22 protein-coding genes are annotated in these 25,268 nt (G+C 37.8%); all 22 read right to left on the bottom strand.

Going from position 1 to position 25,268, the window contains the following annotated elements; genetic code table 11:
* Positions 1–41: 41 nt before the first annotated feature.
* Positions 42–1,970, bottom strand: coding sequence for a polysaccharide biosynthesis protein (locus tag ACZZZW_RS14065; protein ID WP_463494243.1), 1,929 nt, complete (start codon positions 1,968–1,970; stop codon positions 42–44).
* Between the two features lie 36 nt (positions 1,971–2,006).
* Positions 2,007–3,065 (bottom strand): GNAT family N-acetyltransferase, encoded by a 1,059-nt coding sequence (locus ACZZZW_RS14060; protein WP_463494241.1) that lies wholly within the window; start codon positions 3,063–3,065, stop codon positions 2,007–2,009.
* A gap of 27 nt (positions 3,066–3,092) precedes the next feature.
* Positions 3,093–4,130, bottom strand: coding sequence for a GNAT family N-acetyltransferase (locus ACZZZW_RS14055; protein WP_463494239.1), 1,038 nt, complete (start codon positions 4,128–4,130; stop codon positions 3,093–3,095).
* A gap of 38 nt (positions 4,131–4,168) precedes the next feature.
* A complete protein-coding gene (locus tag ACZZZW_RS14050) occupies positions 4,169–4,663 on the bottom strand; it encodes a GNAT family N-acetyltransferase (RefSeq protein ID WP_463494237.1) in 495 nt (164 codons plus the stop codon).
* Positions 4,660–5,631: a hypothetical protein gene (locus ACZZZW_RS14045; RefSeq protein ID WP_463494235.1), complete on the bottom strand. Its 972-nt coding sequence runs from the start codon at positions 5,629–5,631 to the stop codon at positions 4,660–4,662. The genes ACZZZW_RS14050 and ACZZZW_RS14045 overlap by 4 nt, the downstream gene beginning before the upstream one ends.
* Before the next feature lie 11 nt (positions 5,632–5,642).
* Positions 5,643–6,446: a phytanoyl-CoA dioxygenase family protein gene (locus ACZZZW_RS14040; RefSeq protein ID WP_055911694.1), complete on the bottom strand. Its 804-nt coding sequence runs from the start codon at positions 6,444–6,446 to the stop codon at positions 5,643–5,645.
* A 53-nt stretch (positions 6,447–6,499) separates the two neighbouring features.
* On the bottom strand, positions 6,500–7,645 hold the full coding sequence (locus ACZZZW_RS14035; RefSeq protein WP_463494233.1) for a glycosyltransferase family 4 protein: 1,146 nt from the start codon (positions 7,643–7,645) through the stop codon (positions 6,500–6,502).
* Between the two features lie 87 nt (positions 7,646–7,732).
* Positions 7,733–9,130, bottom strand: coding sequence for a pectate lyase family protein (locus ACZZZW_RS14030; RefSeq protein ID WP_463494231.1), 1,398 nt, complete (start codon positions 9,128–9,130; stop codon positions 7,733–7,735).
* A gap of 231 nt (positions 9,131–9,361) precedes the next feature.
* Complete coding sequence (locus ACZZZW_RS14025) at positions 9,362–10,441, bottom strand: NAD-dependent epimerase (RefSeq protein ID WP_463494229.1); 1,080 nt, start codon at positions 10,439–10,441, stop codon at positions 9,362–9,364.
* Positions 10,442–10,564: 123 nt separating this feature from the next.
* On the bottom strand, positions 10,565–11,647 hold the full coding sequence (locus tag ACZZZW_RS14020) for a glycosyltransferase (protein WP_463494227.1): 1,083 nt from the start codon (positions 11,645–11,647) through the stop codon (positions 10,565–10,567).
* Positions 11,648–11,655: 8 nt separating this feature from the next.
* On the bottom strand, positions 11,656–12,552 hold the full coding sequence (locus ACZZZW_RS14015; RefSeq protein WP_463494225.1) for a glucosamine inositolphosphorylceramide transferase family protein: 897 nt from the start codon (positions 12,550–12,552) through the stop codon (positions 11,656–11,658).
* A gap of 1 nt (position 12,553) precedes the next feature.
* Entirely contained in the window at positions 12,554–14,395 is a 1,842-nt protein-coding gene (gene asnB / locus ACZZZW_RS14010) for an asparagine synthase (glutamine-hydrolyzing) (RefSeq protein WP_463494223.1), read from the bottom strand.
* Positions 14,396–14,415: 20 nt separating this feature from the next.
* Positions 14,416–15,516, bottom strand: coding sequence for a glycosyltransferase (locus tag ACZZZW_RS14005; protein WP_463494221.1), 1,101 nt, complete (start codon positions 15,514–15,516; stop codon positions 14,416–14,418).
* Between the two features lie 6 nt (positions 15,517–15,522).
* Entirely contained in the window at positions 15,523–16,125 is a 603-nt protein-coding gene (locus ACZZZW_RS14000; protein ID WP_463494219.1) for a sugar transferase, read from the bottom strand.
* On the bottom strand, positions 16,122–17,396 hold the full coding sequence (locus tag ACZZZW_RS13995; RefSeq protein WP_463494217.1) for a DegT/DnrJ/EryC1/StrS family aminotransferase: 1,275 nt from the start codon (positions 17,394–17,396) through the stop codon (positions 16,122–16,124). The genes ACZZZW_RS14000 and ACZZZW_RS13995 overlap by 4 nt, the downstream gene beginning before the upstream one ends.
* A gap of 19 nt (positions 17,397–17,415) precedes the next feature.
* Positions 17,416–18,633, bottom strand: a complete 1,218-nt coding sequence (locus ACZZZW_RS13990; protein WP_463494215.1) for an O-antigen ligase family protein — start codon at positions 18,631–18,633, stop codon at positions 17,416–17,418.
* The gene (locus ACZZZW_RS13985) at positions 18,630–19,724 is read right to left on the bottom strand and encodes a glycosyltransferase family 4 protein (RefSeq protein WP_463494213.1); all 1,095 of its coding nucleotides are present in this window, start codon (positions 19,722–19,724) and stop codon (positions 18,630–18,632) included. The genes ACZZZW_RS13990 and ACZZZW_RS13985 overlap by 4 nt, the downstream gene beginning before the upstream one ends.
* Before the next feature lie 6 nt (positions 19,725–19,730).
* The gene (locus ACZZZW_RS13980; protein WP_463494211.1) at positions 19,731–20,603 is read right to left on the bottom strand and encodes a glycosyltransferase family 2 protein; all 873 of its coding nucleotides are present in this window, start codon (positions 20,601–20,603) and stop codon (positions 19,731–19,733) included.
* Between the two features lie 10 nt (positions 20,604–20,613).
* A complete protein-coding gene (locus tag ACZZZW_RS13975) occupies positions 20,614–21,771 on the bottom strand; it encodes a DegT/DnrJ/EryC1/StrS family aminotransferase (RefSeq protein WP_463494209.1) in 1,158 nt (385 codons plus the stop codon).
* Positions 21,768–23,210, bottom strand: a complete 1,443-nt coding sequence (locus ACZZZW_RS13970) for a lipopolysaccharide biosynthesis protein (RefSeq protein ID WP_463494207.1) — start codon at positions 23,208–23,210, stop codon at positions 21,768–21,770. Before ACZZZW_RS13970 ends, ACZZZW_RS13975 begins: the two co-directional genes overlap by 4 nt.
* Before the next feature lie 4 nt (positions 23,211–23,214).
* Entirely contained in the window at positions 23,215–24,513 is a 1,299-nt protein-coding gene (locus ACZZZW_RS13965; RefSeq protein ID WP_463494205.1) for a nucleotide sugar dehydrogenase, read from the bottom strand.
* The gene (locus ACZZZW_RS13960) at positions 24,506–25,054 is read right to left on the bottom strand and encodes a UpxY family transcription antiterminator (RefSeq protein WP_463494203.1); all 549 of its coding nucleotides are present in this window, start codon (positions 25,052–25,054) and stop codon (positions 24,506–24,508) included. Before ACZZZW_RS13960 ends, ACZZZW_RS13965 begins: the two co-directional genes overlap by 8 nt.
* Between the last annotated feature and the right edge of the window lie 214 nt (positions 25,055–25,268).

Genomic DNA, 25,268 nt, shown 5'->3' with positions numbered 1-25,268 from the left:
AACTAATACTAAATAATTTTATTAGGGTGATTTTACGGTACTTAATTAGCCACCAATAGATCCAACTCTTCGTAACGTGAGTTGTTGCTGATGTAATCTGGTATAATTTCTTTCATTTTCTTTACCATGTTTAAATCATTTCCATTGTTGTTGAGCACAATAAGATCTTTAATAATCTGGTTAACATAGAGGTAATTATATGCTACTTTTTGAGAAATTTTTATTTTAGGATGGTGGGTTGCCATAATTTCTTCTTCCATTAACAAAAGTTCTTCGTAAAGTTTTTCGCCCGGCCTTAAACCTGTAAACACAATATCAATATCGGCATAAGGTGTTAAACCTGCCAATTTGATCATATTTACAGCCAGATCTACAATTTTAACGGGCTTGCCCATATCAAAAAGAAATATCTCGCCTCCCTTTCCCATTGCTCCGGCTTCCATCACCAGCTGAACGGCTTCAGGGATGGTCATAAAATACCGCGTAATTTCCGGATCGGTTACAGTAATCGGACCTCTTTTTTCAATCTGGCTTTTAAACCTTGGAATTACCGATCCGTTGGAGCCCAATACATTGCCGAAACGGGTGGTTACAAAACGGGTACTGGATGCTTGGGTAGTAATTTCGCCATTGGCTAATATTTCAGGACTGTTTAAAGATTGAATATAAATTTCTGCAAGGCGTTTGGATGCGCCCATAACATTGGTAGGCTTTACAGCTTTATCGGTAGAAATCATTACAAATTTTTCTACGTTATATTCCATTGATACATCTGCCATGTTTTTTGTGCCTAACACGTTGGTTAAAACGGCTTCGGCAGGGTTATCCTCCATCATAGGTACATGTTTGTAGGCTGCCGCATGAAACACAATTTCGGGTTTATAAAGTTCAAACAACGTTCTGATGCGGTTTAAATTCTGCACATTGGCCATAAAAATTTTCACGTTGGCCGATTGAAAATTATCTTCGAGTTCGAGTTTTAAATCGTGAAGCGGAGTTTCAGCCTGATCGCACAGAACAACAGTTTTAGGATTATACTGCAAAGCCTGGCGAACAATTTCTGAGCCAATTGAGCCCGCAGCACCCGTTACCAGAATACATTTCCCGCTTAAATCTTTAAGGATATTTTTCTTGTTCAGCTTAATTGGTTCGCGCTCCAAAAGGTCTTCAATTTTTAAATCTCTTAGTTGATGGGCATCCAATTTGCCATACAGCCACTTATCTGAGGGGGGCACCATAATTACTTTAATGCCCTGGTTAACGCAGATGTCGATAATTTTCTTTTTATTCAACGTATTCAGTGCATCTTCAGCAAACAGAATTTTTTTAATGCTGTGTTTATCTTTCAAAAGTTCAACTGAGCACGAATGATAAACTTTTTTCTGTTCGAGGTATTTGTCTACCCGATCTCTGTTATCATCAATAAAGCCAACAACATTCAAATCTGAATCTTCATTCTGCTCTATTGCCTTTTTAATAAGGATTGCCTTTTTTTCTGAACCATAAATTAAAATATTTTCTTTGGTTTCTGATTTAAGCTCTTTAAAAAACAAGAACACCCCTTTTACCAAAATCCTTAAAAGAATAAGTAGTGATGAAGAGATAAAAAAGTTCAGGATCAAGGCCTTATCCATCTGGCTCCAAAGCAATTGAAACCGTTGAGACAAGATTTTATTTACGCTGATAAAAAGCAAACTGGTTACAAAAACAGCCATAAAAACCCGCAAAATATCTTCAGTATTGGAATAGCGGATGATACCGGTGTGGATCCTTAACGACATAAAAACACCCGCCGCAATAAAGCAATATAAGGCTACATAAATGGAGTTGCTGGAGCTAAACACATCTGCATAGCTCAAAGTATTGGTTAATACGATTGATACAAACAATGTCCAAACCACAATTAACTGATCGATCAGTAAAATCAACCATCTTGAGTGCGCTTTATCGGGAAAAAAAATCTTTTTCATAATTGAGAATCATTAAATATTTGTGTAAGGTTTGGTTTAGTGAGGAATCATTCTGTAAAGGGGAAAAAAATCTGCATTGCTTTGCAAGTGGTTACCCGAGTTTTCTACCAATTGATTGTAAACGGCTTTATTGGCAACATAACGCCAACTGTAATAATCTAAAACCATATTGGAAAAGCCCAATTTCCATTCGAAAAGGGAATCTTCTTTAAAAGCAAGGCCACCACCTAAGTGGTAATATTTCATATTCCATTTCCGCCCGAGTTCACTCACTTCATCCACTAAAAACTTGGCCGGGGAGTTTTTAAGGTAAATGGCATTGGTAGCAATTAAGTGGCCTTGTATAATGCCGTTGGTACACATAATAATACTTCCGCAAACAATATCCTGGTTGGCATAAATCAAGATCAGTTTACAGTCGAATTCGGTGGAGTTAATAAGGTTAGTAAAATATGCTTCATCAAAAAGGTAAAAATCTGCCGCACTGATGCGGGTCATGTTTGATTGATAGAGTTTGGCAAAAGCAGCAATATCAGGTTGCATCTTACTTTCTACAGCAACATAACCAAATTTGCGGCACTTTTTAATGCTATCTCTTGTGGTTTGCCTGTATTGTTTACGTTGTTCTCCTATATTTTGCTGTAAATTAATGGCGATGGTTTTTCCATTCTCAAATAAACCCTCAGTTCGCTGCAAAAGTTCATTCTGGCTGAAAAACGGATGCAATTTTGAAAACACCGATATGTAATTGCCTTTATCTAGAAATAAAAAAAAAGCCTTTAAAAAATTATCCATTAAGCCATCATCCAAATCGGCAAACTTTAAGTTCGAAATTGGTCCGGTATAACCATAAACACAATGCAGATCATAATAGATGGTATCCGGAATGGCACGTTCCAATAACGGGATGGCAATAAAATTACCCGCCTCTGCATATACAAATAAAATGGGGTTACCATTTGCTGCTAAAGAATGATAATGCCAGGAATGATAAAAATCATAATCCGCAGCAAGCTTAACATACTTTATCCAATCGTCTTTTTGTTTTAACGTAAATTGTAAAGCAGTACCGGTAGCATTATTTTCAATCTGCATAACAGTGTTTTAAAAAAACTTAATTGATTAAGAAGCAATTACGGGACTACGGTAGAGTGGAAAAAAATCGATGTTTGAGAAAGGATCAAGCGATCTTTCGTTTAATAAACTATTGTATAAATCATTATTGGCAATATAACGCCAACTGTTAAATTCGAAGCATAAATTAGAAAAACCCATTTTCCAGCCAAAGAGGTTATCTTCTTTAAAGTTAACCCCACCGCCCAGGTTAAAATACTTATAGCCAAGCTGCCTGCCGATTACGGTAATTTCATCTGTTAATAATTTTGCAGGAGACTCGAACAGGTAAGTGGTTTTGGTGGCCAGCAAATGTACCTGCATAATTTCATTGGTACAAACCACAATCGCCCCCGAAATGGCTATACCATCTTTGTACACCAGAAAAAGTTTACTGTCAAACTCATCCGAAGAAAGCAGTGCCACAAAATATGCATTGTTAAAAAGATAGTGATCTTTGGCCCCAATGCGGATCATGTTTTCTGTATATATTTCAGAAAATATGCTTGCGTCATTAATATCAGTAGAAATTTTGACTTCGTAATCGCGCTTGCGTAAACGCCTTATTTTTTCTTTTACACTTTTTCGGTAACCTGCACGCTGGCTTTCAATTGTTGTGGTTAAATCAATCGCAACGGTTTTCCCATTTGCATGTACGCCCGAAAACTTTTCCATTAACCTTTCCTGGTTAAAAAATGGATGTAACCTCGAAAAAACCGTTACATTTTGCCCTGTTTCTAAAAAACCGACAAAAGATGTTTTAAAACGCTCCATAAAATCATCGTCGAGGAATTCGAAATCCATGTTGGATATTGGGCCTGTATATCCATAAACAGAGGTAAAATCAAAAAAATCGGAGCCCGGAATATTTCGTTTTAAAAGCGGAAAAGCAATAAAGTTTTCATCTTCTTCGTATACAAATAATATTGGCAGGCCACTTTTATCTAATGAATGGTAATACCAGGTGTGATAAAAATCGTAGTGGAGCGCACGTTTTACATAGTCAGACCATTCTTGCTTATTATCAATTGTAATAATCTTTCTCATTTGGAAGTTGTATTTATTGTTTTTCTTTACAGGATAGATTAATGTATGGTTGCTAGAACTGAAGCATTAATTACCATTTTTATAAAATCTGATTGTTGCGAAACAGGTTGAAAGCCAACTTTTTTATAAATTGAGTATGCTGCCAAATTCTCTGCATGAACTTCTAAAAACACATTTTTAAGGTTAAGGTTATAAAAGGCATATTTAAGCAGCATTAATGATGCATGGTAGCCAATACCCATGCCCCAGTATTTTTTTTCGCCAATAAAAAGATGGAATTCGGCGGTTTCATTTGCAATATCAAGCAGCTGGATGTTGCCTATATATTCGTTTGTATTTTTTACACAAATGGCAAAACGTTTTTCATTTGTTAAATCAAGCTTATTCAGTAACCATTGTTTCTCAATTTCGGCCGTGATGGGTTGTTTAAGCATAAATTTGGTATATAACCATACTTCAGGGTCATTCCGCCATCTGTACGATACCTCTGCATCTTTCAATGCCAATGGCCTAAGGTAAATTTCCGTGGTCATATCAGTTGCTTTAATGCTTTAACTATCAGGGCCATATCTGCTAAGCTGTAGCGATGATCGATTGGTATTGAAACCAGATTTGCCGCCAGGAAAAATTCAAAACTATCGGCATGGGCCCATTCAAAAACATTGGGCCAATACGTAGCCACAAAGATTTTTTGATTGATGAGCTGCTTTTTTATGGAAGGATCTTCTAGCAGAAGCGGATAAACCATCGGAACATCGTCGCCTGAGAAATTTAGCCTTAAAATATTTTCCTCACCTAAATGCTCATCGAGGTAAGCAAAATTGCTCTTTCTAATTTGAGCACATTTTTCATAATCAATGCTGGCCAGGATTGTTGCTGTTAAAACAGACATCTTTTTGATTTCGTTATGGCAAAGCACATTGTTATTTGCAATATAATCGGCATAACCTTCCTCAATATTTAGATCGATACTTTTAATCAGGTGCGAAAAACGGTCTGTAGATTGATCTTGTTTCAAACTTAAACCGAGTTGGGTAGAAATATTGAGGTACGCACCATCGGGTACGCCAAAAAACTTTCTACAGGAATAAAAAGTGTCGCAATTTGCTATAGGCTCACAGAAAAAGGCCTGTGCATTGTCAATAATCAGATGTTTAATCTCTTTAGCAAACCTTTTAACGGTAGCAGTTTTTATCCCAAAATAATTGGTATAAAGGAAACAGCTTCGTTCGCCAATTTCGAAATCAATTACCGGATCTAAATCCTCGTCTATATGGTAAAAATGATACTTTACATTTAATTTTTTTAAGGGCTCCAATAAAACTTCACAGGTAAAGTATGGCAGGTAAATGCTGGTGTACTTTCTTATCCTCAGTATATATTCCAAAGCATTCCTACCTGTGTTAAGGGCAATTAAATTTGGATAATAAACTGCTCCTTTCGATAATTCGAGTGGTATATAGCCTCCAATTGTTTTGGCTGCATGCGTTATTGTTTCCATTGTAATCACATCTATCCCTGATCTGTTTTGTACATTCTGCTTTCTACCGGCCTGTAATATTCTTGTAAGCTGGCTGGCACCCTGGCATTATAGCCAATGATCTGCCTTAAATCGCTATCTATTTTTTCGCCGAATTCGTAACCCAGAAAACGAGGGTAATCGAACTGTTGTTTAATGTAAGGTTTTGTAAAGCCCAAAGTTAAAGCCCTGCGGTGTTTACGGGTAAAATTGATTCCTCCAGCATGCCAGATATTGGAATCAAAGAGGATGATACTCCCCTTTTTAGCAATGGCCTGTTTAGAAAAAGCCTTAAAATGCTTTTCATCAGGCTTAATATCCAGCTTATGAGAACCTGAAAGAAAATGTGTGGCTCCATTGAAAATGGTAAAATCATCAAGTACAATAATCATCTGGATCATAAATTTCGATTCGGATGAAAAGGTGCGCACATCACGGTGGATATTCTGGATATAAGATTTACTTTTTTTGGAGTTAATTACCCCGTTAATGCCATTGAGGATATAGTTACCGCCCAAAAAATCGCGGATTTCCCTGTGGCAGTATAATTTGCTCAAAAGTTCAATTGCAAAATTGTCTTTCTCGAGCAAATGATGCAGCGTGCCCTCCATATTTTCATCAATTCCATTCAAAACCTGTATTTCTCTCCTTAAAAGATAAGATGTTTCAAAACCTGTGGTGATTTCTGAAATTAATTTCTGACTGATTGCTTTTTCATATACAACCCATCCATACTCATCTATAGCTTCTCTGAAATCGGCTAAGGTGGCTCGTTTGTAAATAAATGTATTGTTCACAGTTTAAGGTTTAGTTTATTTATTTGGTTAGTTTATTTGTGTGCCCGGGCTGGTTAGGCCTGTAATTGCATAATCTTAAAAAGTGCTGCATTAACAATGTTTACATCAAATTTTGCCTTTGCAAATTGATGCCCATTGTTTCCATAAGCAATAATATCATCACTGTTATTAATAAAGTACTCCATTTTACTGGCCAGTGCACCGGCATCTTTAACCGGGATAAGAAAGCCGTTAGCTTGTTTAGGATCGTTATTAACCGTTTCGCGGCAACCCACAGAATCGCTGGTAATTACCGCTCTTCCCATAGCCATTCCCTCCAGTACAGATCTCGGTACGCCTTCGCCATAATAAGATGGAAGCACCATTACAGAAGAACCTTCTACTTCTGGCCGCACATCATCAACCTGCCCCATGTACTGTATGGTATCTCCAGAGGCTATTTCCTGATATAAGGCAGGGGTAATTGCATCTATATTGCTATCATAAGGACCAATTAATTTAAAAACAGTTAACGGAAAGCGGCTTCTGATCATTTTTGCAGCATCGTAATATTCTTTTATTCCTTTTGCATTGATCAATCTGGATACCATTAAAAAGGTAATGGGCGATGTACTTGGTTTTGAGTAGTTGTAGTGACTTAAATCTACGCCTGAGCCGTTTACCACATATACCTGATGTTTTTTATTCAGGATTTTTAAATCAATCAATCGCTCAGAATCATCCTTATTTTGAAATATGATATTTAATCTGGGATTGGGTTTTAGACTTAACTTTAACAATAAGCGGGTTATTTTAACAATCAGTTTGTTACTGGTGCCGTTATCTGTAAAATTATAGCCTAACCCGGTGAGCATTGGGGCAATTAATTTAACCTTGCATATTTTGGCTAAAAATGAGCCATAAATAACCGGTTTAAAAGTGTAAGGAAAAAAAACGTCGGGCTTAATTGCCCTGATTAGTTTATAAAGTGAGTAAATAAACCTCAGGTCGGATAAGATAGAAACATTACTGCCATCGAGCTTACTTTCGTAAGTAATTACCTGGAGTTCTTTTAACCTGTTCCGAACCGATTCTTGTTCTATTTTAGGTGTAAAAACATACACCTGGTTGTGCTGCTGCATCTTTTCGATCAGTTTGCCGCGAAAATCGAGCAATGACCTGGAAGAATCGCACACGATAAAAATCTTTTTTTTGGTCATATTCATCATGTCAAAATTTTAATTTAAACTGCAAAGCCACCTATCCAGGTGGCTTTTTGCAGAAAAAATATGAAGATTTTGGTTTACTTATCTGGCACCAGCATTTGCCATAACAATGGCAGGCACACTGGCTGCATCGTTAAGGAATGATTTGTAATCATAATCTGGAATCCAGTTAGAAACTGTCGTCGTTATATTGTTTGCACCACATTTATCGTAAATATTGGTGTTAATGCCGCTAAAATATCCTTCAGGATCGCTTGCTACTTTTGTTGTTAAAGGTTTGGCACAGTTAGAGAAATATTCGTTATCTGTTCGTACAATACCACCAGCTCTTGTGCCGATAGAGTAACCGGCATTGTTAAGGTGATAATTGTTAAACATATGCACACTTCCATAATTCATTGAAGGCTCGCGCTCGGTAACATTGTACCACATGTTATGGTGCATGGTGATGTGTAATTTTCCCTTATCGGATTCATGACCTTCAATACCGCCGCTAATCAGCACAGATAAATTTGTATCGTGAAACTTATTCCATGATACCGTTACATAATCAGATTCTCTGGTAATGGTAATGTCTTTACCCCAATATTCCCAACCGCGTGAACGGTCTGTAGAAAAATCACAATGATCTACCCAAATGTGGTGGGCAGCCTCTTTAATCTGTACCGCAGCTTGTTCTACATAATTTTTAAAGGTAATATTCTGAATTACAATGTTGTTTACCGTATAAATAAATAGGTTAACACCTTCTATAACAGCACCAGATCTACCAATAATGGATTTGTTGGATTTAACATAAACCGGATCGGTACCCGCGCCTTTAATGGTACCATTAATATAAACTGTACGGGTTACATTATCGCCAAGTGCAGCTTTTAACTGCGCCAAAGTGCTTACAGTAGTTTCTACCCCGCCCTGGCCACCTGTTGTTTTACCATTTACCAAAGCATAACCTACCAACGCTGCATTAACTGTGGTGTTTGCTGGTGTGCTGGGTGTTTGTACCTCTGCCGGAGGCAAAGCTGCACTGGTACCGCCTATTAAATAAGTATAAGAACGGCCGTTTGTTCTCGGGTCTGAATTATCAGATGCTGAAAATATAACCGTGGTGCCCCAATGGCTAAACCTTCCTTTACCAATGTTTCTTATATCATCGTGTACGCTATGAGCAGGGCCAATTTCTACACCGTTTTCAAATAACCTTAATACTGATTGCTCTTTTGCGCTTTCACTATCACCACCAGAAATTGATTGTGCAATTTTAAAGGCGTAACCACCTTCTGATTTTAATCCTGAAAGGCTTAATTTGCCAGTACTGCCACTGGTTGCGGCCAATACCGCGCTCGAATCTTTCGAAAACAGCTGAGTACTATCAACCAGCACATCATTCGCTTTCACACTTTTTTTACAGTTACTAAAAAAAATAACTGTCATTAATATTAAACCAATTAAACTCACTTCTCTAAACAATTTTGTCATTCTCTGCATTTTTATTTTTTTAAATTTACAACTTAACGCTATGCGCGATAAATGAGTATATCTAAGAAAATGCAGGTAAAACGCTGATAATTAATTAATAGGAATAATATTTACGATTATTTATACTGTAAACCAATTGCTTACAGATTGTAAAATGAAGATTTAATTATTCAATATATAGTAGTTTATTATACACCTAGTTTACAAATAAATGACAAACCAAATTGCATGTTATGCTGTTTTGAGCGAAACCTGTAAATCTGGGTGGTAAAAAGCTGTAAACCAGTTTACAAAATTCTTCACACCTTCATGCACGGATACTGATGGTTCATAATTGAGCAGGTTTTTAAGATCATCAATATTTGCCGATGTTTCTGCTACGTCTCCATCCTGCATCGGCATAAAAATTTTCTGTGCAGTTAATCCGGTTTCTTTTTCAATTTCTTCTACAAAATCAAGCAGATTAACGGGTGCTCCCCTTCCTATGTTAAATACAGCAAAGGGTGCTGCAGAGGTTGCCGGATCAGGATTTTGATTGTTCCAGTGCGGATTTGGCTGTGCAGGCTGATCGAATATTCTTACGATACCTTCTATAATATCATCCACATAAGTGAAATCTCTCTTCATCTCCCCATTATTAAAAACTTCGATCGGTTTACCTTCCAAAATTGCCTTGGTGAATAAAAAAAGAGCCATATCCGGGCGGCCCCACGGACCATAAACGGTGAAAAAACGCAACGCGGTAGTTGGCAAATTAAATAAGTGGCTGTAGGCATGCGCCATTAATTCGTTGCTCTTTTTAGAGGCGGCGTATAATGAAACCGGATGATCTACATTATCATGTGCCGAAAAAGGCATTTTTTTGTTCAAGCCATACACGCTGGATGAACTTGCATATAATAAATGACCAACCTTAAAATGGCGGCTACATTCTAAAACGTTTAAAAAACCTTTAATGTTGGCTTCAATGTATGCATCTGGATTGGTAAGACTATAGCGTACACCAGCTTGAGCAGCCAGGTTACATACCGCATCAAACTGGTAGGTTTTAAAACAGTTTTCCAGGCTTTCCTTATCGCAGATGTCCAATTTTATAAAAGTATAATTTTCATATTTATCACTAACCTGAGGGATGCCATAAACCAGATCATGATGATCGATACCACTTTGGGCCAAACGGGCATGTTTTAAGTTTACATCGTAATAGTCGTTAATGTTATCAACGCCAACAACAACATCTCCCCTTTCCAATAAGCGTTTTGCCAGGTGGAAACCAATAAATCCGGCTGTACCGGTAATTAAAATTTTCATAAAGTTTGAGTTTGAGAAACTGTTAAGAATTGCCCGTTCAAAGGGCTTAGTTTTCGTTTTTTTCGGGACGCAAGAATGCATCCCATTAGCAATGCGGTAATAATTGTTTATATTTTTTGGGTTTTAGTTTTGTTGTTTTAGCGCACTCAGAATAGATTGCGCAAATATTTCGGGCTTACGGCCATACAAATACTGCATGGTGATTTCAGCATTGTGATTTGCTTGGCCTTTAAGTGTTTTACCCATCGCCTCGGCAAGTGCTTCTACATTGTCTACCTCCACTTTGGCAATGGCCGGAATTTCGTTAATTCCCCCGGCGCAAAGTGTGGCCACCACTGCATTGTTTACCGACATCATTTCTAACAGCACATTTGGGAAACCTTCTTTTATAGAGGATACTACACAAAGTTTAGCCTGTTTAAAATACGGGACCGGATTATCTATTTGTCCTTTTAAAAAAACCGAATCCGTTAAATTATTTTCCTGGATAATGCTGGTGAGTACTGCTCTTTCTTTTCCTTCTCCCAATAAAAGTAATTTCATTTCCGGATGCGCCTGCTTTAGCAATTTAAAAGCTCTTATCAAAACCGGAAAGCCTTTTTCAGGGATCAGCCGGCCTGCCGAGCAGATAAATTCGAGTTTTGCATCACCATTAATCAGCGGTTGGGTAGATTTAGCTATAATTTTATCAAAATCAACCGGATTTGGCTGCACCAGTACCTTACCTGCTACCAGGAACTTGTTATGTTCCAATAGCTGTGTTTTCATCAGTTCGGTTTGGCAAACCACTAAATTTACCGCTGGGTAACCCATGCGGTAAATAATTTTATATATGCGTTTTTTAATTCCGCTAAAACGGGTAAATACCGACGTACATTCACGTACAATCAATTTTGATTTGAGGAAACCGATTCTTTTTAAAAACCCTAAAAAGGCATTTAAATAAGGATGCGTGCTCATTACAACATCATCTTTTTTAAATTTCCTTAGCATGGGGGTCAGTTTTATAAAACCCCAAAAAATGGAATGCTTTGAAAGGTACCGCTTTGTAATCTGTTCAGAAATTTTGAGCCCAGAAAAAGGATGTTTTTTTAAAAAGTACATTTCTCCGCCAGCAGCATTAGCCATCATTAACAGTACATTTTCTGCACCATTTGGTGCATCAGTAAGTGAAATGAGAATTATTTTTTGTGGAGCGATAGTCATTCGGTTGTTTATCTGTTTTTAAAGTTTCTTACAAACTTCTTAAAGGGCATTATGATACTGAGTACTTTGCGTTTGCCATCTATTACGATAATATTATGAGCGAAGCTGATGTTGTGCAATCCCTGGTTATAGGCCTTATCGGGTAATATTTCGAACTGAAGGCTAGTTTTAAACTCCTTATCGTTAAGTTTTTCTATTTTATTGATGATAATTGATCCCCCATAACAATTGCTTGGGTTCTGCGTTGGCCGATAAAGTGATTCACCAACCTTAAAAAGATTGCCAGCAGCCCTGCAAAACTCCCTTTCTACAGGGATAGGATTTAGATAATGCCCAGTGTATTGGCCATCCAAAGTTTTTGAATGGTAAATGTAGAGGTGTTGATGATATCCGGATACACTGGTAAAAAGCCAATAGCTACCGGCATGGTAAATGACAGAACTATCTACAAAAGCTTTTCCGCTCACCAATACTTTTATTTTAATTAATTGGCTGGGGTTTTCCTCATCTATTTGATAGAGCGCAATTTCCTTTCCTGCGGAGGTTTCGGGGATGCAGTACAAAACACCATTTTCTTCAATTAAATAAGGATAGGATAAATGAATCTGACCAGGTTTAATGCCCTTTACTTTCTGTTTATTTTTAAAATCAAAACCATCAATTACCATAATCTCTCCTTTTCCTTTCCAGAAATCGAGTTCTTCATAATAAATCCGAGGTTTATCGTTTACATTTACCACAAAAGGATCTGCAGCATAATCTACGCGGTCTTCTTTTAACCAGTTTATGGAAGGAGCAAGCTTTTTAGTCCTGATCAGCTCTTCTGCCGTTTGGTGCACATAGCCGATATTCCATTTATCAGCAGCAAAAATTTTATTGAAGAGGTTAACTGTTGCATTCATCATATTAGGCTACTAAGGGAATTTGACGGGCGGCTGATTTATTTTTAATCAGCCATTGCGAAAGCACCAACAATTTCCATATTTGAGGGTACCTGTTCCACTTCCCGCTCATGTGTTCGTTAATAATTTCCTTTGTTCTTTTTAGGTGGATGCCAGGAATGTTTTTCAGGTTATCTGCTGATAAATTATCCATTACATAATCTTTAAGCTCATTTCTGAACCAATTTTGAAACGGCATGGTAAAACCCGCTTTTGGCCTATCAAACAACTGTGCAGGCACCCGGTCAAACAATAAATCTTTTAAAATCCGTTTTTGGTTTCCGCTGGTATATTTAAATGATGTGGGCAAACTTCTTGCAAATTCCATTACCCGGTAATCCATTAAAGGAGAACGCGATTCCAATGAAAATGCCATTGATGCACGGTCTACTTTGGTATTGATATCACCATTTAAATAAGTTTTAATATCAAAATCAGAAATCCGCTCCAATAACGGTTTGGATGGATTGGTGAGAATATGCATCAATGGATTAAACTTTGCTAAATCGGGTTGTTTTACCCATGAGTTTTCCATATTGCCGAACATTTTTACATAGAGTTTTTCTACATCTTCCATTGATATGCCCATGGCAATAAGTTTATGGCGATAGCTTGGCGATTGATTGATTAAACCCGCCAACGCTTTTCTTACGCCATGTGGGGCGTAAAACAGGCTATTTACCTGTTTAATCCATTTATAACGGTGGTAACCCAAAAAGGCTTCATCACCGGCATCGCCACTAAGGGCAACGGTAACATGCTGCCTGGTATTTTTGCTGAGCAGCATGGTTGGTATGGCACTCGAATCTGCAAAAGGTTCATCATAGTAACGGTTAAAGTTTTCAATCAGTTTAATTCCGTCATCATAATTGCATTCAATTGTATGGTGATCGGTGCCTAAATGTTTGGCTACCTGTGCCGCATAAGCACTTTCATCAAAACCTTTTTCGTTAAATTTTATAGAGAAAGTTTTAACATGATCGATCTCTTTCGTGGCCAGCGCAGCAATAAGCGACGAATCTATCCCGCCGGATAAAAAAACACCAAGTGGCACATCTGCATTCATCCTGATTTTAACAGCATCGGTAAGGATCAGTTCCAAAGCCTCTTTTGCTTCATCATAAGTGCCTGTAAATTTGTTCTTCCATCCATAATCAAGTGTCCAGTATTCGGTAATTTTAATTTTATGGCTGCCCAGATCGTAAGTAAAATAATTTGCGGCAGGCAGCTGTTTTACTTCCGCAAAAATAGATTGTGGCTCTGGTACATATCCCCAGATTAAATATTGGCTAATGGCATCTTCATCAACAGTTAAGCTCCTATCTATACTAATTTGTGATGGTTGGCTTGCAAATTCAAACGATCCATGGTGATGAGCATAATAAAATGGCTTTTTGCCAAAACGATCCCTTGCACCAAAAAGTTCATTTTTTCGGGTATCGTAAATTACAAAAGCGAACATTCCGTTAAAACGGGTAAGGCAGGCTGCGCCATATTCTAAATAGGCAGCACAAATTACTTCGGTATCAGAACTGGTGCTAAACTGGTAGTTTTTACGTTCTAATTCTCTTCTGATATCTTTGTAATTGTATATTTCTCCGTTAAAAACAATATGAAGATGCAAATATGAAAACGGCTGGTTTGAGCGGGCATCAAGATCGATAATTGCCAGGCGGTTATGCGCAAAAACAACTTGATCGTAGCGTTGAACCCCTGTATAATCGGGACCTCGAAAACTGATCCTTGCCATTTTCTGGCGGATTGTTCCGTCTGAGTAAGGTATAGTTGTGCCGTATATTCCACACATAACAATAAAAATTAAGATGGTTAACTGATTAATTCTTCATATGCTGCACTGATTTTATCGAGTGCGCATTTTTGGTAAACATTTTCTCTTATTTTGGAAGGTTTCCAGTGATCTTTTGTGCAAGCCTGGATAATTTTTGCCCTAAACCCGGCTAAATCGCCTTGTTCTATAACATAGCCGTTAAAACCATCTAAAATTAACCCCGGTATGCCGCTTACTTTAAAGGTTACCACAGGCAGGCCAACGGTAAGGGCTTCTAAAACAACATTAGGAAATCCTTCAGTGTATGAACTCAGCACCATTAAATCATGCTGTACCATTACTTCGTGAATGTTTTTAATTTCTCCTATTATTTTAAGCCGATGATCGAGTTTCAAATCTCGAATTTTAGCGGCAATCTTCTCTTTAAGTACTCCGGTACCTACAAAATCGAGGTGGTAATTTTCGGGCAAACCAGCCATAATATCAACCAATCTTTCCAGGCCTTTTTCGAGGGCGAAACGCGCCACTACCAACAATTTATAAATCTTATCGGGTGTTTTAAATTCCTTTAATTTACTGGTCGGCAAAACCGGATTGGCAATTACTTTAATGAGCTGCTGGTTAACGCGATAGGTATTTACCAGCGATTGTTTCATTTCGTTTGATTGACATACAATCTGTTTATAGCCCCGGTAACTTGCACTGGCAAAAAGTTCGTAAAATCTTGATTTAAAGCCTTCAAACAGCCTTTGTTCGTGCGGAATGTTAGATGCACGGGCAATAAGCATCGGGATTTTTAAAAACCTGCCAACAAGCGAAACCAGAATATTTATATGATCCGTAGTTGAAAAAACAGCATATGGAGATTCATTTTTCAATACATTGTAAAGGGCAAAAAACGACTTTGAAGCTTTTCTGGTTTTTAAATCAATAAAACGTACGCCTGGTAAATCCATCGAGAAACAGTTTACCGTAGAATCGAGGATGATGATGGTTACATCAAAACGGTTTTTATTAAAGCCTTGTGCCAAATTCCAGAATACCCTTTCCGATCCGCCAGAGGTTAGTGAGCTAAGCACAAAAAAGACTTTCTTTTTATGCTTAACATCTTCGTTAATAATATTTTGTAACGCGTACATACTATTTTAGTTGATCACAATTTTATTGATCGTTAGCCAGATAATTTTAAAATCAGTTAGAATATCGTGTTCGTTGATGTACCGCATGTTCTGTTTAATTTTTGCTGGTATAATTCTTTCGATGTAATACGTTTCTGGATCTTCGGCATGTTTAAGGAGTTCGTTTTCATTGCAAAATTCTACTGAAGCCCAATCGGTAATGCCCGGTTTTACAGATAATACATAACGTTGTTCTTCATTATAGAGGTTAACATATTTCCGTACTTCAGGCCTTGGCCCCACAAAACTCATCTGCCCTTTTAAAACATTCATAATTTGTGGCAGCTCATCCAATTTATACTTTCGCAGCCAATAGCCAGTGCGTGTAATGCGGCTATCCCGGTTTCCAATAGTTAACAGGCTATCGCTGCGCTGTGTTACATACATGGTTCTGAATTTCACCAAATGAAAATCTTTCATGTTTCTGCCAACCCTGATCTGTTTAAAAATCACCGGTCCTTTTGAATCGAGTTTAATTAAAATTGCAATCAGAATTAAAAGCGGACTGAACAACAGCAAACAGAAGATTGCAAATACCACGTCGAATATTCTTTTCTTATTTATTTTCATGATGCTACTGCCATTTGTTTGTGTTTAGAAAAACCATCTTCATCTAGTGCTAAATGGCTATTTAACTGAATTTGCACACAACTGATTACTGAAGTGATGATAAATTCTACTTCTGATGCTGTTAACTGCGGATAAATGGGTAAAGAGATTTCGCACGCATAATTTTGGTAGGCCATTGGATAATCTTCAATTTTATAACCTAAATTTTTAAAGAGTGTAAGCATTGGCATCGGGATAAAATGAACATTGCTCGCTATACCTAAAGAAGCCAGATCATCAATTACCTGATCGCGCTGTTCTTCCTTTAAACCGCTCACCCGTAAGGGGAAAAGATGGTAACAGGATTCGCGTTGAGTACTTACTAAAGGCGGGGGAATAAACCAATCTTCATTTTCAAAGCCATCACAATATTGCTGTGCAATTTTTTTCCGTTGTGGCAAAAGTTCCTGATTATATTTCCTGATCTGTGCCAAGCCAATTGCGGCGCAAATATCTGGCATATTGATCTTTAAACCCTGAAATAGAATATCGTAACGCCAGCCTGCACCTCTCGATTTTGAAAGCGCATCTTTGTTCTGTCCATTAAGCGTATACATTTTTAAATAGTTGTATTCTGCCTGAGGATCAAATGCTGACGGAAGATTTAAGCAAATGGCACCACCTTCGGCCGTTGTGATATTTTTAACCGCATGGAAAGAAAATATGGTTACATCACACATCTGTGCAGCAGGCCTATTGTAATACAAACTACCAATAGAATGTGCTGCATCCGAAATCAGTAAGATTCGTTTAAGCAAAGCTTGTTTATCAGATTTACATTTAAATTTTTTCTTAATGTCGAACCGATTAATCAACTCTTTAAGAGCTGCATAATCACAAGGCCAGCCTGCAATATCAACAGCAATTATGGCTTTTGTTTTTGGGGTTATGGCCGCAGCAACCTTTTCAGGATCGATGTTAAAATCATCCAACACATCTACCATTACAGGCGTTGCACCGCAATGCATAACTGCCAGTGCTGTAGCACTATAGGTAAAAGCTGGCACAATTACTTCATCGCCAGCTTTAACACCAAACCACTTTAACATCAATATAGCACCCGATGTCCACGAGTTTACACAGATTACCTCATCAGTACCTGTAATTACTTTAATTTCCTGCTCAAGGGCTTTAACTTTTGGTCCGGTGGTAATCCATTTATCGTTTAGTGTTTCCAATACCTGATCAATAACCGACTGATCGATGTAAGGCGGAGAGAATGGGATATTCATATTCGTCAATTTAATTGTGTTAATTATATTCGACCAGAAGTGGGTCTTCCATTTTTATTTTTGAAAGTTGTAAAATGGCAAAGTAGAGAAATAAGGTAGGCCCGCTTGTAGCCAGCAACCATTCGTTATGAAAAAATGAGTTGATTGATATGGCTATAAATGAACAACTTAAGCAAACCAGCAAAGCATTCTTTTTATCTTTGATGTGCAAAAAAGCGTAAAAAATGATCTTGCCAACCTTTCGGTACAATAAAATAAGCAAAATAATGCCCAATAGTGGCCCTAAATAGGTAATAAACATTAAATAAGCATTATGAGAGGTAATTACGATAGGCCCTTTTTTGTATACAAAATTATGCTGAACCACATCATTCCAGGTTTTACCATAAAACAATAAACCAAAAGGATAATCGGTAATGATTTCGATATTTTCACCCATTAAATCACCGCGTTCTTCTTTTCCTTTTGCGTTTTCGGCACTTTTATTTAGAATATTCTGTTGCTTTTTACCTTCCGAAAACTGCTCTATCGAACTTTGGGCAATAAAAAATACCGCACATAAAGCACCAAAAATTAAAACTGACTTAGCTTTGTAATAGCTTAAAAAAAACAGCCCGGTTACTATTGCAAACGCAACCAGAACCGAACGTTGCATGCCAAAGAAAATCAGGCAGAGCGACAACCCAAATAACAACAGGTTAATTAACCAGCTTCTTTTAAATAATATGGCATTAATGACCAAAAAAGGGGTTAAAGCGGCCATTTGATAACCGAAAGTAAAAATGGTGGTAGAAATACCTGCTGGTGCCTGTAATACATCTTCTTGCACCAATAGCGACCTGATGGGTGCCATATTATACTGGTGATCGATAAACATAATTATTCCGGAGAGCAATAAAACACCAAAGAAAAACCAAACTGCAATATTCATTCGTTTTAAATCGGTGCCGATAACGTAGTTAAAAAGCAATGCAAAACAACTTGCAACGATTAAAAGGGCAAAAAAACCTGTTACATCTGCCTGACCGATCAGGTAAAAAAACAGTGCTGCAATAAAAAAAACAAACAATTCTTTGCCATAACGGAAAGATTTTTCTTCGGTACGGTAGAAATAGATTAGCGGTGCCAGGAAAACCATAGGTGCCGGAATTCTAAATACCCCCGTCATGAAGATGTTGAATGTGGTTGCATAAACATACGCGAACAACAAAAGGAGAAACATTATTTTTTTCGTCATGACATGATGAGTTGTTCCCAATTGGCAGAAATTCTTTCGATTGAATTTGTTTCGTTAATTAACTTTGCTTTTTCTGAAATATTTTTTCTTAATAAATTGTTATTAAGTATTTTAGCTATCGCTTCTGAAAGTGCTGCTACATCTTCTTTATCAACAAGAAGGCCGTTAATTCCATTGTTAATAATTTCTGAAGGACCAAATTCGCAATCCATTGCAACGCAGGCACAACCCATTCCCATTGCTTCTACCAGTGCATTTGGATAACCTTCATTTCTTGATGAAAGCACAAAAACCTCAGCTTGTGTATAATAATCCTGGAGATTGGATTTAAAACCAATTAATTTCACCCGATCTTCCAACTTTAAGGCAACAATTTGCTGCGCTAAACTGGCTTTTTCAGGCCCCACTCCGGAGATCAATAGATCCACATCCGTATGCTGTAAACAGGAATAGGCATCAATTAATAAATCGAAACCCTTTTGATGATTTAAACGGCCAACTGCGAGTATAAAACGTTTTTGATTTACCATTGCAGCAGTAGCCTGTTTAAAATTATTGACCGGATTATGAATGGTTTTAAAGTTTTTAAGTGTTTTAAACAATTTGTTGCGCTTAAACCCTTTGCCCATTTCTCCTGCAGGCAATACAATTGCTTTCGATTTGCTGTAAACCTTGAAAGAAATCCACTGCAATAATTTGTTGTATTTGTTTATCGTGTAGTCGGGTGTAATCCTTTCAGAAACGAGATAAGGAAGTCGCAAAATAAGGCAGCATAATCCCGCCCAAAGGTTGGCTGATGTCATAAAACAAATGGTACAGGCAGGCTTTTCTCTTTTTAAAATCGAGATTAACCTATAAAATGTCAACCAGGCATATTTTAACCTATTGTAAAAATTTTGACTGTTTTTCCTGTTTACCAGATTTACGATTTTCACCCCACTATCCATCTTATATTTAACTTCAGCTGTATTGAGACAAATCATTGTAACAGTGTAACCTTTGCTGTAAAATTTATTGGCGATATTACTGATTACCCGCTCTGCGCCACCACCTTCTAAACTGTTGATTACGAAGCATAATTTAGTATTCATCAGGCGTCAGTTTACAATGGTTTTAATGGTTTGGAAAGCGTTTCCAATCGTTTTATGTTTCACTTCGAAAAGGAAATATTTTTTGAAATAGAAATACAGTAATTTAACTTTCTGTAACCCGGTATAAGTAAAAATCCTGGCGATGAGATAGAAATCACTCAACTGCATTTTCTTTAACGGTACATACGCAACAGGGCTCCAAATGCCCCCGCCATGCCTGCGGTAACAGCTCATCACCTCAGGTAGCACATAAATCTTTTTTCCGCTAACCCATGTTGAATACAACTTTAAAAATTTGTCGCATGCATGACACTTCAAAAACCACTCGTTTTTATATAATTCCCTAATCGCTTCTGTATTGCGGTATACAATGGTTGCCGTACTTGTTTCTACCTGTTTATTAATCATTAAATCACTAAAGCTATACGTTAACGGAACGGGGTTAAAGTTCATGTAAAACAGCTCAGTATCATCAAAATTAATTTCGCGTGTATAATGGCAGCACATAATATAATCAGGATTATTTTCTAAAAAATCTACCTGTTTTTGCAGCTTATTTGGATCTGACCAGTAATCATCACCATCACAAGTGGCCACATATTTACCTTTTGTTGCCAATGCAACCCGGATAACATTTTGCGTGGCACCTATATTTTTCGGTGCTTTTAACCTTTTAATTTTACCAGGATGTTTGGCTGCGTAGGCATCAATAATTTCAGTTGTGCCATCAGTAGAGCAATCGTCTCCGATGATGATTTCGGTATTGAAATTACATTGCTGCATCAAAAAACCATCAAGTGCCTTGGCAATAAATTTACTGTGGTTATAGGTTATGCAAAAAATGCTCACCATTATTTCGGTACTGTCTTCTTTCTTCATTGCAGCCTGGTTAATTGCCGTTAATTGCTATGCCTAAGCTGCCATTAACCAAGGTTCCGTAGTCGGCCAGCTTAACAACTTGTTTTTTGCGGTAATTTTGAGTCCTTAAAATAATTCTGACCACAAGATCCTGATCGGAACTTGTTAGGGTATGATACAATGGCAAACACATAATGCGTTTTGAAATTGAATCGCATATTGGCATATTTATTTTATCAATGTAAGGCAGGGCTGATAAAGATGGGTAGAAATACCGCCTGCAATACACCTGTACCAACTCCAGCTGCTTCATGCAATCAAGCATAATTTCTTCAGATCTAAAGATTACAGGAAAATAAGCATAATTAAAATCGGTATCTGGTTGAATAACCTGAAACTGAGCCTCAATCTTATTCAAACGCATTTCGTAATGCAAACACAGCTCTTTTCGTTTACTAAGGATCTGATCGATGTGCTGCAGGTTGCACAAGCCCATAGCCGCATGAAATTCGGAGTTTTTGGCATTGGTACCCACTTCCGAAAAGGTATCAACCCCACTATAACCGAAATTGCGCATCAGGGCCATTTTCTTTAAAATATCGGGGTTTTGCGTAAATACCGCACCACCTTCAATGGTATGAAACAATTTGGTGGCATGGAAACTTGTTGTGCTAACATCGCCATAGGCGAAAATAGATTTGCCTTTATATTTGGTACCAAAGCAATGTGCAGCATCGTAAATCACTTTTAATCCATGTTTTTTCGCAATGCGGTCTATTGCTTCAATATCGCATGGATTTCCAAACACATGGGTAGCTAGTATTGCGGTGGTATCAGCCGTAATAGCGGCTTCAATTTTATTGGGATCAATATTTAGGGTATCTTCATCTATATCCACAAAAACTGGTTTGCACCCCTGCCAAACAATGCTGCTGGTTGTGGCCACGAATGAGAATGGTGTAGTAATTACCTCTCCTTTTACTTCTAAAGCCTGTATGGCCAACTGTAAAGCTATTGTTCCGTTGGTAACATATAACAAATGTGGCAGCTCAAGGTACTGTTGCAACTTTAACTCCAGTTCGTTTACTAAAGGACCATTGTTAGTGAGCCACTGTCTGGCCCAAATGCTGCTTACGTAGCTTTTAAATTCTGCCTGTTTAGGCAAAAAGGGTTTGGTTACAGGTATCATTGTTTAAGGATTAATTGTTTAAAATCAATTAGTGCAGCCAATCGGAAACTGCTGCTTATACCGAGGTAAAAACTTCCATAGATTATGCTTAAAGCAATAATCCGGAGGAGATTGTGGATGGTGTAGTGTGCTACATACCAATGATCGAGATAAAAGCAGCCCAAACCCAACAGGATGGAGAGCGTTAAAGCAGGTGCGATATCCGAAAGCTGTTCTTTTAATGGATAATTAATGAGTTTACCACTGTAAGTTGAATTGATATAATAGGCGAAAACGGTAAAAAAAAGCTGAAAATATAAGAGTCCCATTATCCCAAAAGGGATAACGCAGATAATCCCGACTACACTTAGCACCTTTTTTACAACTTCGAGTTTTAAAAACTGCCCGCTATGCCCTTTAACCTTTAAAATATTTAAGTTGTAGGCATGTAAAGGATACAAAATGCCTGCTAAGCATAAAATCTGAAAATATGGTACAGATGGCAACCATTTATCGGTTAAAAGCAGCGAGATTAATGGATGGGCAATAAGCGCCAAAAAAATCAGGATCGGTGCATTCCAAAACAGCACCTGTTGCATTAGCCTTTTATATACCATTTTAAGCTTTACATCATCATTGCTGATGGTTGAAAACATGGGATAGGTAACCTTATTGATCGCGGTAGAAATTATGCCGATGGGCAACTGACTTAAACTATCGGCCCTTGCATAAAAACCCAACTGTGCAGCCGCATAAAACCGACCAATAATTACTGTATATAAATTCTGGTAAACGGTATCAAGCAAGCCAGAAAGCGTCATCTTGTAACCAAAATGAAAGTGCCTGCTAAAACTTCTTTTATTAAAAATCAACCTTGGCCGCCAATCCGAATAATACCAGTGCAATGCTGTAGAAATGCTTGCACTCAACAAGCTCATCCAAACCAGGCTCCAGGTGCCATAACCATTTTTAGCAAGGTAAACCCCTAAACATCCGCCCAGAATAACAGCAGGAATTTGAATAACGGTCTGCAGCTTAAATTTCATTTCCTTGGTTAGCAAAGTACTTTGGATGCTAAAAAAGGCATTAATTAAAAAGGTTAAGCCATAAACCCTAACAATATCGGTAAGTGCTGGCTGTTTGTAAAAGGCGGCGATTAAAGGTGCGGCAACAAATAAAACACCGTACACAATGATGCTGCCCAACAGGTTAAAAAAAAATATGGTAGAAAAATCTTTTTGCCCTGCCCTTCTCGTCCTGATTAAAGACGAGGTTAAACCACTATCCATTAAGGAGTTGCCTACGGCGATGAATATGGAGAGCATGGCAATTAAGCCAAATTCTGCCGGACTCAACAAACGGGCCAATACAATGGTTATGAACAAGTTGATGAATTTAACACTAAACTGCTGCCCAATCGACCATATAATGCCCGATCGCGCTTTATATGTTAAACTCATGATGTTACAATCGAACGGTTTCCATTGATGCTGGCAAAACCGATTTAATGTCGTACACCACACATGTCGGTTTACGCAATTCGGCTATATCCAAATCGTTAAAAGCTTTATGTGCTACTGCAAGCACTATACCATCGTACTTTCTGGTTTTAGAGGAGCCATTTTCGCAGATAACCCCATAACTATGACTGGCCTGATCTGCATTTGCCCATGGATCGTGGATAACTACCTTTACTTTATAGACCTCTAAACGCCTAACAATGTCGATCACTTTGGTATTACGTACATCAGGGCAGTTTTCTTTAAAGGTGAACCCAAGCACAAGCACTTCGGCACCTACAATGTGGATATTTCTGGCAATCATTTCTTTAATAATCTGATCTGCCACGTACTTACCCATGCCATCATTTACCCGCCTTCCGGCCAGGATAATTTCAGGATGATAACCTGCTTCCTGTGCCTTTTGTGCCAGGTAATAAGGATCTACTCCAATACAATGGCCACCTACTAAACCTGGTTTAAAATTTAAGAAATTCCATTTTGTGCCCGCAGCAGCCAAAACCTCGCCAGTATCAATATCGAGCTGATTAAAAATCATAGCCAGTTCATTAACAAAGGCAATATTGATATCGCGTTGCGCATTTTCGATTACTTTGGCAGCCTCGGCCACCTTTATGGATGAAGCTTTAAAGGTTCCGGCTGTAATTACAGAGCGGTATAAGGCATCTATTTTTTCTGCAGCCTCAGGAGTAGATCCTGAAGTAATTTTTAAAATATTGGCTACGGTATGCTGCTTATCGCCAGGGTTAATCCGTTCTGGAGAGTAACCGGCGAAGAAATCTTTATTAAAAACCAGGCCCGATCCCTTTTCTAAAATCGGCACACATTCATCTTCAGTTACACCTGGATAAACGGTTGATTCATAAACAACTATATCGCCCTTTTTTAAAACCCTGGCCACTACAGCACTTGCTTTATACAACGGGGTTAAATCAGGTCTGTTATTTTTATCAACCGGGGTTGGTACGGTAACAATATACACCGAAGAACTGCGTAATTTTTCAATTTCATCTGTACAGTATAAACCTTTTAAAGTTGTACATTCAAAAGTGAGCACATCATTCAGTTCCGCTTCATTAACTTCAAGAGTACTATCGTAACCCGATTTTAATTCAGCTATCCTGGTCTGGTTAATATCGAAGCCAAAAACCTTGTATTTTTTTGCAAATTCCACTGCCAGCGGTAAGCCAACATAGCCAAGGCCAATTACCGTCATCTTCAGGTTTTCTTCATTACTATACATAATGTTGTTGGGTATTTGCGGTTAATGTTAAATTACTTAAGGGCACTCTGGTAACTACTGCGCAATCTAAATGATCGAAAGACATCAGCACATGTTTACCTTGAATCTGGATCACCTCTCCTTCCTGGTTATGAAAAAGCCCGTTGCTAATGCGAACACGATCGCCTTTGGATACACCTGTTAAACTCACCACATCAACATCATTGTATGATTCCATAATGTGTTTCAGCTTATCAACTTCGCTATCGCGCACTACCGCAGGCTTACCCATATAGTTGATAAAATTTAATACACCAAGTGTATACCTGATTTTATAGCCATCTCTTTCGTCGATTTTTATAAACACATATCCGGTAAAAAGCGGCAGACTCACTATTTTCTTCCTGTCTGCCCATTGATTTTCCACATTACGCACCGGGCAAAAAGATTCAAAGCCCTGCTCTTGCAGTAACCGGTCTACTTTTTTCTCCCAGCGGGGACGGGTATAAATCACAAACCATTTTTTTGCGAACGAGGGTTTGTAGTTAATTGAGGATTCCATTTTTGAGGGATTATTAATTTAATTTTCAGTCTATTTGGTACAGCTTCGCTATATCACTTACATGGAGTAGGTAACAAGTTTTATGTTTTTTTGAAGGCTAAATTGTTCAATCTGTCCGTTGGATACAGCTTCGCTATATCACTTACATGACGATTGTTTGTTATTATTAAATTGCGGGAACCGGTTTATTGCAACATGCATTTTACGGTAACCA

This window comes from Pedobacter sp. AC379, assembly GCF_979258145.1.
The sequence above is the reverse complement of the archived record's forward strand: the minus strand, read 5'-3'. Positions and strand labels throughout refer to the sequence as shown.

Bases quoted from the DNA above. Each gene is read 5' to 3' on its own strand.
- ACZZZW_RS14065 (WP_463494243.1), bottom strand. From the start codon at position 1,970: ATGAAAAAGATTTTTTTTCCCGATAAAGCGCACTCAAGATGGTTGATT.
- ACZZZW_RS14060 (WP_463494241.1), bottom strand. From the start codon at position 3,065: ATGCAGATTGAAAATAATGCTACCGGTACTGCTTTACAATTTACGTTA.
- ACZZZW_RS14055 (WP_463494239.1), bottom strand. From the start codon at position 4,130: ATGAGAAAGATTATTACAATTGATAATAAGCAAGAATGGTCTGACTAT.
- ACZZZW_RS14050 (WP_463494237.1), bottom strand. From the start codon at position 4,663: ATGACCACGGAAATTTACCTTAGGCCATTGGCATTGAAAGATGCAGAG.
- ACZZZW_RS14045 (WP_463494235.1), bottom strand. From the start codon at position 5,631: ATGGAAACAATAACGCATGCAGCCAAAACAATTGGAGGCTATATACCA.
- ACZZZW_RS14035 (WP_463494233.1), bottom strand. From the start codon at position 7,645: ATGACCAAAAAAAAGATTTTTATCGTGTGCGATTCTTCCAGGTCATTG.
- ACZZZW_RS14030 (WP_463494231.1), bottom strand. From the start codon at position 9,130: ATGACAAAATTGTTTAGAGAAGTGAGTTTAATTGGTTTAATATTAATG.
- ACZZZW_RS14025 (WP_463494229.1), bottom strand. From the start codon at position 10,441: ATGAAAATTTTAATTACCGGTACAGCCGGATTTATTGGTTTCCACCTG.
- ACZZZW_RS14020 (WP_463494227.1), bottom strand. From the start codon at position 11,647: ATGACTATCGCTCCACAAAAAATAATTCTCATTTCACTTACTGATGCA.
- ACZZZW_RS14015 (WP_463494225.1), bottom strand. From the start codon at position 12,552: ATGATGAATGCAACAGTTAACCTCTTCAATAAAATTTTTGCTGCTGAT.
- asnB (WP_463494223.1), bottom strand. From the start codon at position 14,395: ATGTGTGGAATATACGGCACAACTATACCTTACTCAGACGGAACAATC.
- ACZZZW_RS14005 (WP_463494221.1), bottom strand. From the start codon at position 15,516: ATGTACGCGTTACAAAATATTATTAACGAAGATGTTAAGCATAAAAAG.
- ACZZZW_RS14000 (WP_463494219.1), bottom strand. From the start codon at position 16,125: ATGAAAATAAATAAGAAAAGAATATTCGACGTGGTATTTGCAATCTTC.
- ACZZZW_RS13995 (WP_463494217.1), bottom strand. From the start codon at position 17,396: ATGAATATCCCATTCTCTCCGCCTTACATCGATCAGTCGGTTATTGAT.
- ACZZZW_RS13990 (WP_463494215.1), bottom strand. From the start codon at position 18,633: ATGACGAAAAAAATAATGTTTCTCCTTTTGTTGTTCGCGTATGTTTAT.
- ACZZZW_RS13985 (WP_463494213.1), bottom strand. From the start codon at position 19,724: ATGAATACTAAATTATGCTTCGTAATCAACAGTTTAGAAGGTGGTGGC.
- ACZZZW_RS13980 (WP_463494211.1), bottom strand. From the start codon at position 20,603: ATGAAGAAAGAAGACAGTACCGAAATAATGGTGAGCATTTTTTGCATA.
- ACZZZW_RS13975 (WP_463494209.1), bottom strand. From the start codon at position 21,771: ATGATACCTGTAACCAAACCCTTTTTGCCTAAACAGGCAGAATTTAAA.
- ACZZZW_RS13970 (WP_463494207.1), bottom strand. From the start codon at position 23,210: ATGAGTTTAACATATAAAGCGCGATCGGGCATTATATGGTCGATTGGG.
- ACZZZW_RS13965 (WP_463494205.1), bottom strand. From the start codon at position 24,513: ATGTATAGTAATGAAGAAAACCTGAAGATGACGGTAATTGGCCTTGGC.
- ACZZZW_RS13960 (WP_463494203.1), bottom strand. From the start codon at position 25,054: ATGGAATCCTCAATTAACTACAAACCCTCGTTCGCAAAAAAATGGTTT.